Source organism: Mesorhizobium sp. M0074 (assembly GCF_040322975.1).
Classification (GTDB): domain Bacteria; phylum Pseudomonadota; class Alphaproteobacteria; order Rhizobiales; family Rhizobiaceae; genus Mesorhizobium.
On the sequence record NZ_JAMYUM010000006.1, the window covers coordinates 204,604 to 217,355 of the forward strand.

The following is a 12,752-nucleotide window of genomic DNA, read 5'->3' on the forward strand; positions in this document are numbered from 1 at the left end:
CGCCCGTCGGGCGGCGATACCGGCAATTCATCCCCACAGTTCGGGAGTACGAAAAGTGTCTTTGTCCAAGTCCATCACCTACAGGCGACCGGCCGCCGGCCTAGCATTGATTATGGTTGTCGCTCTCGGCCTCGCCGGCTGCTCGCAGGAGAAAGCCGAGGTCACCGAGATCATCCGCCCGGTCAAGGTGGTCGAGATCGCTAAGGCGAGCGATACCCGTCAGCTTTCCTATTCCGGATCGGTGCGTGCCCGCACCGAGATGAATCTCGGTTTTCGCATCAACGGCAAGATCACCGAGCGCCTTGTCGACATCGGTGACCGCGTCAAGCCGGGCGACGTTCTCGCCCGCATCGATCCCACCGACTACGAGCTTTCGGTGAGAAGCGCTCAGGCCAGCCTCGATGCTGCCGACCGTCAGGTCGAGACAGTCGAGCTTACGCGCAAGCGGGCCGAACAGCTCTACGCCAAGAATTTCGCGCCGAAGTCGCAGCTCGAGCAGGCGACGCTCGCCTATAATCAGGCTGTCGCCACGCGAGACTCCGCCCGCTCGCAGCTTGCCCAGGCACAGAACCAGGTCCGCTATACCGATCTCAAGGCGGACAAGAACGGCATCGTCACTGCCGTTGCCGCCGATGTCGGCCAGGTGGTCGGCTCCGGCACGCCGGTGGTGACCGTTGCCATCGACGGCGAGAAGGAAGTCCTGATCGCTGTTCCGGAAACCGATATCGCCGAATTCAAGCCGGGCAAGACCGTCAAGGCTGGCTTCTGGTCCGATGAGGCGCTGACGCTCGACGGCAAGGTCCGCGAAGTCGCCGGCAGCGCCGATCCGCAGTCGCGCACCTTTGCCGTTCGCGTCAGCCTGCCCAACGATTCTCGCGTGCTGCTAGGCATGACCGCCTCCATCGAAGCCGCGGCGGACAACCGGCAGCAACTGGTGTCGATCCCGCTGGCCGCGTTGGCGCAAAAGGACAGCCAATCGATCGTCTGGACAGTCGACCGCAACGGCGGGACCGTCCATGCGCATCCGGTCAAGGTCGCCGCCTTCACCCCCGACGGCGTCAGTGTCGCCGATGGGCTGAAGCCGGGTGACGTCGTCGTCGCCGCCGGCACGCAGTTCATGACCGAGAATCTGAAAGTCAAGCTGACCGGTGATGCGGCGCAACAGTCGGCGTCGGCCGATGACGCTGCAAGGCGCTTGCGCTGACGGCCAGGCAATTCACGGTTTCCGGGCGGCAGGCGCCCCCGATTTTCGAGATCTCAGGTCGATGTAACCCCCACGTCGATCCTCGCGTCCCACCGCGATGTAGATCTCTCAACTCGGAAAGCCACGCCGCCCGGAAGCCCACATCGGAAGTTCCTTGGGCATGCGAAAGCGCGTGCTCTGTTGATCAAATTGAAACGGACTGACGCCGATGACCATCGACACCAATGAAAAGCGGTCTTTCAATCTTTCGCGCTGGGCAATCGGCCATCCGAGCATTGCCCGCTTCCTGTTCGGGCTGATCATCGTGGCCGGTGCGCTCGGCCTGATGCGCATGGGCCAAAAGGAAGACCCCGATTTCACCTTCCGCGTCATGGTCGTCCAGGCGATCTGGCCAGGCTCCTCGATCAAGGAGATGGAGGACCAGGTCGTCAACAAGATCGAGCGCAAGCTGCAGGAAACGCCGCACCTCGATTTCGTCCGCTCCTACACCCGCGCCGGCAGCGCCATCATCACCTTGCAGGTCAAGGGCGACACCAATCCGGCGCAGGTCGCCGATGCTTTCTATCAGGTGCGCAAGAAGGTCGGCGATATCGCCAATGAGCTGCCGCAGGGGCTGCTTGGGCCTTACTTCAATGACGAATTCGGTGACACGTTCATCACCCTGCATTCGATCAGCGGCGACGGCTACAGCTATCCCGAGCTGAAGAAATTCGCCATCCAGGCGCGTGACATGCTGCTGACGACGCCCGGTGTCGAGAAGGCCGTGATCATCGGCGACCAGCCGGAAAAACTCTACATCGACGTTTCATCCAAGGCGCTTGCCGAACGTGGCCTGACGTTGACCGACCTGCAGAATGCGATCCGAGGCCAGAACAATGTCGACCCGGCAGGTTCGGTCGACACCGGCCAGCGTTCGGTGCGCATTTCGGTCGAGGGCGATGTCACCAGGGCGGCCGACATCCGCGAGCTTCGCCTGCGCGCCGGCAACCAGGTGACGCGCCTCGGCGACATCGCCACCGTGACCTCGGGCCTCGAGGATCCGTACCAGCGCAAGTACCGTTTCAACGGACACGACAGCGTCCAGCTCGGCGTCGTCATGGCCAAGGGCTTCAACGTCACCGACGTCGGCAAGGACGTCGAAGCGACCTACAAGCGCTTCGAAGAGGCGCTGCCCTATGGCGTTTCGGTCGATCAGATTTCCGACCAGCCGCATGTCGTGAAGGAGGCGGTGAGCGAGTTCATGGAAGCGCTCGGCGAAGCGCTGCTGATCGTGCTTTTTGTATCGTTCCTGTCGATCGGCTGGCGCTCGGGCCTGGTGATCGCGATCGTCATTCCGCTGGTCCTGGCCGCCACCTTCGCCATCATGTACGAGCTCGGCATCGACCTGCAGCGCATTTCGCTCGGCGCGCTGATCATCGCTCTTGGGCTCTTGGTCGACGACGCGATGATCGTCGTCGAAATGATGGAGCGAAAACTAGAGGAAGGCTTGGTCAAGGTCGAGGCGGCGAGCTTCGCCTACTCCTCGACCGCTTTCCCGATGCTGACCGGCACGCTGATCACGACGGCCGGCTTCATTCCCGTCGGGTTCGCTGCCTCGACCGCCGGCGAATATGTGCGCACCCTTTTTTACGTCGTCGGCATCGCGCTGATCGTGTCCTGGTTCGCGGCGGTCTATTTCACGCCATGGCTCGGCCACATGATCCTGAAGCAGCGCAAGCACGCCGGCAACCATCACGATGTCTTCGACACGCGCTTCTACCGCCGTCTTCGCTCGACCGTTGCATGGGCGGTGCGCCACCGCATCATCGTCCTGGTGATGACGCTGATGACGTTTGCCACCAGCCTGTGGGCGTTCCAGTTCATCCCGCAGAATTTCTTCCCGCAATCGTCGCGCCCGGAAATCCTTGTCGACCTCTGGTTGCCGGAAGGCACCAGCATCAAGGAAGTCGAGACCCAGGCCAAGGCGCTCGAAGCCAGGATGATGGACGACAAGGACAAGCGCTTCATCGCCACCTATATCGGCGAAGGCGCGCCGCGCTTCTTCCTGCCGCTCGACCAGCAGCTTCGCAACCCGAACTTCGCCCAGCTTCTGGTGATGGCCAATGACGAACCAGCCCGCGAGCGGCTGATCGTCAAGCTGCGCACCATCCTGGCCGAGGATTTCCCATCGATCCGCGCCAAGGTCGATCGCCTGTTCCTTGGTCCGCCGACCGGCTGGCCGGTGCAGATGCGCGTCATGGGTCCGGATCGCCAGGAGGTGCGCCGCATCGCCGACGAGGTGAAGGCGAAGTTCCAGGCAAATCCGCTGCTCGGCGCCATCCACGACGACTGGCTGGAGCCGGTGCCGGCGATGAAGCTGGTGATCGACCAGGATCGCGCCCGTGCGCTCGGCGTCACCTCGCAGCGCATCCGCCAGATACTGCAGGCGACCATGTCGGGAGCGCCGCTCGATGACTTCCGCGACGGCGAGGAGACGGTTTCGATCGTCGCCCGTGAGCCGGAGGCAAGCCGTCACCTGCTGTCGGCGGTCGACTCCGTCTACATCCCGACCGATTTCGGTGGCTCCGTGCCGCTGTCGCAGGTCGCCAAGATCGTCCCGGTGCTGGAGCAAGGCGTCGAATGGCGGCGCGACCGCTTGCCGACCATCAGCGTGCGCGCCACGCTGCCGGACGGCGTGCAGCCGAACGATGTCGCCATGAAAATGTACAGCGAGATGCAGGGCCTGCGCGCCAGCCTCGCACCCGGCTACAAGATCGAGATCCAGGGCGGCGCCGAGGATGCGGCCGAAAGCCAGGCCTCGATTGCGGCGAAAGCGCCGATCATGCTGGCCGTCATCGTCGTGCTGCTGATGATCCAGCTGCAGCATTTCGGCAAGGCCATGCTGGTGCTGGCCACCGGTCCGCTCGGCATCATCGGCGCGGCCGCGGCACTTTTGATCAGCGGCGCGCCGTTCGGCTTCGTCGCCATCCTCGGCGTCATCGCCCTGCTCGGCATCATCATGCGCAACTCGATCATCCTGGTCGACCAGATCGACCAGGACATCGCCGCCGGCGTGGAGCGCTCCGAGGCCATCATCGGCTCGGCGGTGCGCCGGTTCCGGCCGATCGTGCTGACGGCGCTGACGGCGGTGCTGGCGCTGATCCCGATCTCGCGCGGCGTCTTCTGGGGGCCGCTCGCCTACGCCATGATGGGCGGCATTCTCGTCGCCACGGTGCTGACCATCCTTGTCCTGCCGGCAGCCTATGCGCTGTTCTTCGGCAGGGAGCCCAAGAAGGTGGTGGCAACGGAAGAGGCGGCCAAGGTGGCAGAAGAAAGCGAAAGGCCGCAACTGGCCCTGGCGGCCGAATAGAGCTGTTGGCAAATGTGACCTCCGGCGGTTTAATCCGCCCACCAGGCGTAGGCGCCGGAGGAGGACCGTCATGACCATGGCTCAGACAAAGGCACCGCTGCGGCTGCCGATCGACGGGCGCCATCGCCAGATGTTCATCGGCGGCGGCTGGGTCGATGCCCGCTCCGGCCGGACCACGGAGAGCCGCAATCCCGCCACCGGCGCGGTCATCGCCACGGTGCCGCGCGCCGACCGGCAGGACATCGACTCGGCGGTGACTGCTGCGCGCAAGGCGTTCGAGGGCCCGTGGAGCCGGTTCAAGCCTTATGAGCGGCAGGTGCTGCTGCTGAGGATCGCCGACCTCTTCGAAAAGCACTGGGAAGAGATCAGCCGCTCCGACACCACCGACATGGGCATGCCGATCATACGCACCCGCGCCAATCGCAACCGCGTCATCGGCATGCTGCGCTACTATGCCGGCATGGCGACGGCGCTGCACGGCGAGACGATCGACAACTCGCTGCCCGGCGAAATCGTCTCTTTCACCCGCAAGGAGCCGGTCGGCGTCGTCGGCGCCATCATTCCCTGGAACGCGCCAACGGCGGCGTCGATCTGGAAGATCGGCCCGGCGCTGGCGACCGGTTGCACCATCGTGCTGAAACCATCGGAAGAGGCGCCGCTGACGCCGCTTTTGATCGCCGACATCATGAACGAGGCCGGCGTTCCGGAAGGCGTCGTCAATATCGTCACCGGCACCGGCACCGAGGCAGGTGCCGCACTCGCCGAGCATATGGGCGTCGACAAGATCGTCTTCACCGGCTCGACGGCGACCGGCCAGTCGATCGTGCGGGCCTCGGCCGGCAACCTCAAGCGCGTCTCGCTGGAGCTCGGCGGCAAGTCGCCGGTCATCGTCTGCGCCGATGCCGATCTCGACAAGGCGGTGCCGGTGGCGGCGATGTCGGTGTTCGCCAATTCCGGCCAGATCTGCATCGCCGGTTCGCGCCTTTTCGTCGAACGCGCCGTCCATGACGAGTTCGTCGAGCGGCTCGCGGCATACGCCAAGGGTCTCAGGGTCGGCGACGGCATCGACCCGGCGACCGAGATCGGTCCGCTCGTCTCCGAAAAGCAGCTGCAACGGGTCACCGGTTACCTCGAGGCCGGCACCGCGGAAGGGGCGAAACTCGTCACCGGAGGCACCCGGCTTGTGGAAGGCGCACTTGCCGCCGGCAATTTCGTCGCGCCGACTGTCTTTGCCGGCGTCTCGGACGACATGAAGATCGCCCGTGAGGAGATATTCGGGCCGGTGATTTCAGCCTTGCCGTTCGATGCTCTGGACGAGGCGGTCGAGCGGGCCAACAACACGCCTTACGGCCTGGCTGCAGGGGTCTGCACCCAAAATCTCGCCACCGCCCACCAGCTGTCGCGAAAGATCCGCGCCGGCTCGGTCTGGGTCAACACCTATCACGCGATCGATCCGGCCGTGCCCTTCGGTGGCTACAAGATGAGCGGCTACGGCCGCGAGGGCGGCGCCGAGCACCTCGCCGAATATCTCAACACCAAGGGCGTGTTCATCAAGATCGATTGATCGGTCCGCCGCCCGCACAAAAAATGCTCCCCGACGCCGGTTTTGCAAAACAGAATTCCTTCCCATGGCCGCAAAGCCATCCCATGCTCGAGCAATTGGAGCGTTACGCTCGTCGTCATCGGTGCGTTTTTCCATGGCAGAAAATCGACAATTGCGGCTTGGCGCTTTCATGCGGCCCGTCAGCCTTCATACCGGCGCCTGGCGCTACCCGGGCGCCTATCCCGACGCCAACTTCAATTTCGCGCATCTCAAGCACTTCGCGCAAAGGCTGGAAGCGGCGAAGTTCGACGCCTTCTTCATGGCCGACCACCTGGCCGTGCTCAACATGCCGATCGAGGCGCTGCGGCGCAGCCACACGGTCACGTCCTTCGAGCCGTTCACGCTGTTGTCGGCGCTTGCCGCCGTCACCGATCGTATCGGGCTGATCGCAACCGCCTCGACGACGTTCGACGCGCCGTACCACATCGCCCGTCGTTTCGCCTCTCTCGACCATATCAGCGGCGGGCGCGCCGGCTGGAATATCGTCACCACATCCAATCCCGACGCCGCGCTGAATTTCGGCTTCGACGAGCATGTCGAGCACGACGAGCGTTATCGCCGGGCGCGGGAGTTTTACGATGTCGTCACCGGCCTGTGGGACAGTTTTGCCGACGATGCCTTCATCCGCGACGCCGAAAGCGGGCTCTATTTCGATCCGGCGAAGCTGCATGTGCTCGACCACAAGGGCGAATATCTTTCGGTGCGGGGACCGCTCAATATCGCGCGGCCGGTGCAGGGCTGGCCGGTCATCGTGCAGGCCGGCGCGTCGGAGGCCGGACGGCAGCTCGCCGCGGAAACGGCCGAGGTGATCTTCGCCGCCCATGCCGATCTCGCCTCGGGGCAGCGCTTCTTTGCCGACGTCAAGAAACGTGCGCAAAAACTTGGCCGGTCGCGCGACGACATCAAGATCCTGCCCGGCGCCTTCGTCATTGTCGGCGAGACCGTCGAGGAGGCGCAGACGAAGCGGGCCAAGCTCGACAGCCTCGTCTATTACGAGAGCGGCGTCGCCTCGCTGTCGATCGCGCTCGGCCACGACGCGTCGCGGTTCGATCCGGATTCAGTCTTGCCCGAAATCCCGGAAAGCAACGCCAGCAAGAGCGGCCGCGAGCGCGTCATCGAACTGGCGCGCAAGGAAAACCTGACCGTCAGGCAGCTTGCGCAGCGGCTGGGCGGCTATTCCGGTCTTGCCTTCGTCGGCACTTCGAAAACCATCGCCGACGAGATGGAGGAATGGCTGGTCACCGAAGGCTCGGACGGGTTCAACGTCATGTTCCCCTATCTTCCCGCCGGATTGGATGATTTCGTCGAGAAAATCGTGCCCGAATTGCAGCGGCGCGGCATTTTCAGGAGCGAATACGAAGGATCGACCCTGCGCGAAAATCTTGGCCTGAAGCGGCCGCCAAACCGGTTCTTCCAACCTGAGACGGCAGCGATCCGCAAAGCTGGTTAGAACCGGTAATGATTTTAGACCGTGGCAAGCATCCGTTCTTTTCGTTCGGTCCGAATGTCCATAGGGTCATGAGCAGCGGGCTGGCAGCCCGAAATCATCGCGAGGGCTTTGCATCATGACCAATCCGGCCGTTGTCGGTTTCTCAGGCAATTTCACCCGGCCGTCCAAGACGCGCGGCTTCGTCGATCGTATCGTGAACGAGGTAGCCGGCAGATATGGCCTGGCCGCCAGCACGCATGACGTCGTCGACCTCGGCCCCAGCCTCGGTGGCGCCAAATGGGCGCGTGAACTGGATGCGCAAGCGGGCGATATCCTCAAGCGCGTCGTCGCGGCGGACGTGCTCGTCGTTGGCTCGCCCACCTACAAGGGCAGCTATACCGGCCTGTTCAAGCACTTCTTCGATCTTGTCGACCCAACGGCGCTCAGGGGCAAGCCGGTGGTGCTGCTGGCGACCGGCGGCGGCGACCGGCATGCGCTGATCATCGAGCACCAGCTGAGACCGCTGTTCGGCTTCTTCGAGGCCTTTACGCTGCCGACCGCGATCTACGCTTCGGACAGGGATTTCATCGACGGCGTGCTTGCGTCCGAGACGATCCAGGCGCGCGTCGGACAGGTGATCGAGGATATCGGTGCAGCGCTTGGCGGTCGCTCCCGCGCTGGCACCGCTGCCGAATAGCCCCTAAAAAGAAAAAACCCGCCTCGGCGGCGGGTCTCGGGGCGAATACCAAAGTTAGTAGCATAGCTGCCGGCACAAAGCAAGAACAAAATGCAGGGATCGAGCGCGCCTTGCGCGCCCGATTCTCAAGGCAAGCCGTCAGATGACGAACAGCCAGTTGGCGAGCAGCATCACCACGACGCCGGCGACCAGCGTCAGATAGGGCAGCATCCCCGCCTTTTTCACCGCAAGGTCGGACGAGCTCATGCCGAGATCGGCCAGCATGTGGTCGGGGAATCTGCCCTTGTCCTGGATGTAGTGCCGGAAGCAGAACACCGGGATGATCAAGGCTGCCGTGATCAGCCCGGCCCACAATGCCATCGGGTTCCACACCTTGGCGCCGGCGCCCATGAAGACCGCGTTGACGTAGGCAAAGATCGCGCCGAGGCCGAGCAGCCAGCTCGGCGCCTTCCATGGCCGCGCGATGTGGCCATTGTCGATGCGGTGAATCCAGCCGGCATTGAGGTTAAGGAAGTTGAAGATGATGTAGCCGCAATTCGACACGGCGAGGATGAAGAAGAAGCTCGTTGCGTCGGCCGAGGCGATGGCCAGCACGATCAGGTTGAAGATCAGGTCGGTCCACATCGCCCGCGTCGGGGCGCCGTGCTCGTTGACATGGCTGAGATAGCGCGGCAGCCAGCCGTCGACCGAACCTTGATAGAGCGTGCGCGAGGAGCCGGCCATCGCCGTCATGATGCAGAGCACCAGGGCCAGGATCATCAGCATCACCAGCAGGCTGTGGATCAGCTGTCCGCCGCCGACCATGCCGGCCAGCGCATCGGCAACGCCGGAGCCGTCGACGATCGGCGTCGCCAGCATGCCGTTCAAGCCGAGCACGCCCTGGAAGGTGAACGGCACCAGGATGAACAGCAGCATGCATAGCAGGCCGGAGTAGAAGATCGCCTTGAAGGTATCGGTGCCCGGGTTTTTGAACTCGGAGGTGTAGCAGACCGCGGTCTCGAAGCCGTAGGTCGACCATGCCGCGATGAACATGCCGCCGAGCACCAGCGTCCAGCCGGCGATGTTCCATGCGCCGGGCTCCGGCGCATAGGCTGCCGCGAGCGGCACCAGCGGCGAGAAGTTTGCCCAGTTGATCTGGCCGGTGACGATCGGCACCACGCCGACGATGAGCATCGGGATGATCACCAGCAGGCCGATATATTTCTGCACGTTGGCCGTGCCCAGGATGCCGCGATGCTGGATCGAGAAGATGATCAGCATCAGCACCGCGCCGATGAAGAAGGTTGCGTTGAAGGTGAAGGAAACCGGGCCAAGCGTGTGACCGTAGAGCGTCCAGTTACGGATCGCCGGCGTCGCCGCCGCGGTGACCGCGGTGATGGCGTCAGCGGCGCTGGTTCCGGCATGGGCCGCAATATAGGCGGCGACTTCCGGCGAAGTGTCGGTGAACAGCGGCACCGGCGCCAGTGCGTTGAGGATATAGGCGGCGGCGATCGAGCAGCCGAGCGACAGCACCGGCGACCAGGCGAACCAGTTGCACCACACCGAAAGCGGCGCGATGAATTTCGAATAGCGCAGCCACGCGGTGGCGCCGTAGACCGAGGCGCCGCCGGATTTGTTCGGGAACAGCCCGGCGATCTCCGCATAGGTGAAGGACTGCAGGAAGCCCATGACCATGGATACGGCCCAGATCAGGAAGGCCAGTGTTCCGGTGGTGCCGGCGATGCCGCCGATCGAAAACAGGACAAGGGCCGGAACGCCGCTTGCCACCCAGAAGGCGCCGCGCCAATCGATGTTCCGGTGCAGCTGCCCTTCGGCAGGCGGCACCAAGGTGGTGACTATCGTGCTCATTTACGTGGATTCCCCATTTTTGATGTTCCCCATCGGCAACAGCCGCAATCTCGCGAGGCGTCATCGACGCTCACGTTGAACGGCCCCAGGCGTTTTCCGCTCAGTAGTATTTTTTTCTTAGCAGTGAAGATTGACCCAACGCGCTTTCACGTCAAGCGCTTTGTGACGCTGTGCACATTGCGCTTGTGTGAGAAGGGAAGAACCAGGCAGCGTCGATCACGAGCGCGGCCTGGTCTTTTGCGGGTCGTAATGGGCGAAGGCGACGACGCGCGCCGGTAGCCGCTTGCTGTGGCCGTCGAGCTTGCCGATTTCGACCTCGGTGCCGATCGCCGAATGCGCGACGTCGAGCCTGGCCAGCGCGATAGTCTTGTTCAGCACCGGCGAGCGCATGCCCGAGGTGACGACGCCGATCTGGGCCCGGCCGACATGCACGCAATCGCCGTGGCCGACGGCGACATTGGCGTCGATGTCGAGGCCGACCAGCTTCTTCTGCGGGTTTTCCTTGCGCCGGATCAGCGCCTCGCGGCCGATGAAATCGTCGCTCTTGGTCTTCAGCGGTACGGTGAAGCCGATGCCGGCCTCGAACGGATCCGTCTGGTCGGAAAACTCGTAGCCGGCAAAGATCAGCCCGGCCTCGATGCGTACCATATCGAGCGCCTGCAGCCCCATCGGCTTCAGGCCGTGCGGCTGGCCGGCCTGCCAGATCGCGTCGAACACCTTTTCGGCGTCGCGCGGATGGCACCAGATCTCATAGCCGAGCTCGCCGGTGTAGCCGGTGCGCGACACCACGACGGGAATGCCGTTGCCGCCGCCGATGCGGGCGACGGCGAAACGGAACCATTCGAGCTCGTCGATCGACGGCTGTAGCGGCGAGGTCCAGATGATCTGCCGCAGGATGTCGCGGCTTTTCGGTCCCTGCACGGCAACATTGTGCATCTGGTCGGTCGAGGAGCGCACCAGCACGGTGAGGCCGAGTTTTTGCGCCGTTTCCCGCAGCCATTCGCCGGATAGATCGTCGCCGCCGACCCAGCGGAAATTATCCTTGCCGAGCCTGAGCAGTGTGCCGTCGTCGATCATGCCGCCATGCTCGTAGCACATGGCGGAATAGACGATCTGGCCGACGCCGAGCTTCTTGATGTCGCGGGTCAGCGTGTATTGCAGCAGCGCCTCGGAGTCCGGCCCGGTGACCTCGAACTTGCGCAGCGGCGACAGGTCCATGATCACGGCGTCCTGCCGGCAGGCCCAGTATTCATCGATCGGGCCTTGCCTGGCGAAGGAATTGGCCAGCCAATAGCCCTTGTACTCGACGAAGTTGCGGGTGTGCTTGGCAAAGCTCGAATGAAAGGCGGTCTCGCGGGTCATTTTCGGTTCCGAATCGGGCGTCATGCGTCTGGCGATCGCTCGCGAGAATTTGTGCTGGCCGGAATAGGTTCGCACATGGATGTCGGTCAGGTTCCAGCCATTGGCCGGCGTCGTATCGTCGGGGCAGGCGGACGAGACGCAGACGATGTCCGTGAGCGCCCTGAGTAGCACATAGTCGCCCGGCCGCGACCACGGCTCGTCCGATACCACGACGCCATGCGCGTCGATGGCCGTGTTGAAGAAGAAGTTGATCGCCATCCAGCCGGCGCGAGGCGTGACACCCTTGTCGGCCAGCGCGCGGTTGAAATTCTCCGAGCAGTTGGGATGGCCGGGATAACCGATGTCGTCGTAATATTTGGCCGCGCAGGCGAGCGCGAATGCATCGTGGCGGCCGCAAGTGTCCTGCACAACCTCGACCAGCGGCTCCATGTCCTGGTCGTAGTATTTCGAGTGCAGACCGGGCATCGGATAGCTCGAACCCATCAGCGTGCGCGTCGTCGTCACGTCGAGCGGATGATCGCGGCCCTTGTCCAGCTTGCGCGCCGAAAAGCACTGGAAGTCGGTGCATTGACGCCCGTCGACATCGATGATCTGCAGATAGTCGCCCGCCTTGACGAAGTAGGCCTCCGCCGTCGCCGAATGGACGCGCAGGTCGAGCACGGGATCGGCCAGCGGGTCGGCAAGCCCGGATTTTGCCGCCGGGCGGATGGTGGCGCGGCGGACGATGACGCTAACCGGCGTCGCCGTATCGTGGCCGTCGACCAGCATCGGCCCGCCGGGCGCGGCAATCAGCATCGACCCATCGCGGGCGACGGTAAAAGCCTGTTCGGTACCGGCAGGGGTGGCGCCGCCGAAAACGCGAACCGCCTTCGCCTGGTCGATCTGCACCTGGCGCCGCTCGAGCCCCCGGCGCAAGGATGCGAGGCTGTCGTCGCCTTCGGCCAGCAGCGCCTTGATGCCGGCGGCATTGCTGTTCGATTTCTCGCCGAGAATGCCGGGATCGGTCGCGTCGCTGCTGTCCCATGCCAGCAGCTCGCAGGCCTGCCCGCCCTCGACATCGCGCACGGTGACAATGTCGCCGGCCTCGACCTCGATCAGCACCGCACCATTGCCCTGAACCGAGTAGCGCTCCATCCCGGCCGGCAGCGTAATCTGGCCTGGCCGCAGGATCAGGCTCGGCCGGGGCGGTCCGGCGACGACGGCGGGGTAGGGCGACTGGCTCATCTCAACCTTGGTTTCGAGAAACAAGTTTGCCTGTGT

7 protein-coding genes are annotated in these 12,752 nt (G+C 63.9%); 5 read left to right on the plus strand and 2 right to left on the minus strand.

Annotation, left to right across the window (positions count from 1 at the left end; genetic code table 11):
* Nucleotides 1-55 precede the first annotated feature (55 nt).
* The 5 genes from NKJ73_RS10960 to msuE all read left to right on the plus strand — a co-directional run bounded on the left by NKJ73_RS10960 (nucleotide 56) and on the right by msuE (nucleotide 8,282).
* The gene (locus NKJ73_RS10960; protein ID WP_023675997.1) at nucleotides 56-1,204 is read left to right on the plus strand and encodes an efflux RND transporter periplasmic adaptor subunit; all 1,149 of its coding nucleotides are present in this window, start codon (nucleotides 56-58) and stop codon (nucleotides 1,202-1,204) included.
* Nucleotides 1,205-1,412: 208 nt separating this feature from the next.
* Nucleotides 1,413-4,553, plus strand: a complete 3,141-nt coding sequence (locus tag NKJ73_RS10965) for an efflux RND transporter permease subunit (protein ID WP_023675996.1) — start codon at nucleotides 1,413-1,415, stop codon at nucleotides 4,551-4,553.
* A gap of 70 nt (nucleotides 4,554-4,623) precedes the next feature.
* A complete protein-coding gene (locus NKJ73_RS10970) occupies nucleotides 4,624-6,117 on the plus strand; it encodes an aldehyde dehydrogenase family protein (protein WP_352569353.1) in 1,494 nt (497 codons plus the stop codon).
* Between the two features lie 133 nt (nucleotides 6,118-6,250).
* Nucleotides 6,251-7,606, plus strand: coding sequence for an LLM class flavin-dependent oxidoreductase (locus NKJ73_RS10975; RefSeq protein ID WP_352569354.1), 1,356 nt, complete (start codon nucleotides 6,251-6,253; stop codon nucleotides 7,604-7,606).
* A gap of 115 nt (nucleotides 7,607-7,721) precedes the next feature.
* A complete protein-coding gene (gene msuE / locus NKJ73_RS10980; RefSeq protein ID WP_352569355.1) occupies nucleotides 7,722-8,282 on the plus strand; it encodes an FMN reductase in 561 nt (186 codons plus the stop codon).
* Between the two features lie 138 nt (nucleotides 8,283-8,420).
* On the opposite strand, the gene NKJ73_RS10985 is transcribed toward msuE, so the two are convergent.
* Entirely contained in the window at nucleotides 8,421-10,130 is a 1,710-nt protein-coding gene (locus NKJ73_RS10985) for a trimethylamine N-oxide permease (RefSeq protein WP_352569356.1), read from the minus strand.
* 216 nt (nucleotides 10,131-10,346) lie between these two features.
* Complete coding sequence (locus NKJ73_RS10990) at nucleotides 10,347-12,716, minus strand: trimethylamine N-oxide demethylase (protein WP_352569358.1); 2,370 nt, start codon at nucleotides 12,714-12,716, stop codon at nucleotides 10,347-10,349.
* Between the last annotated feature and the right edge of the window lie 36 nt (nucleotides 12,717-12,752).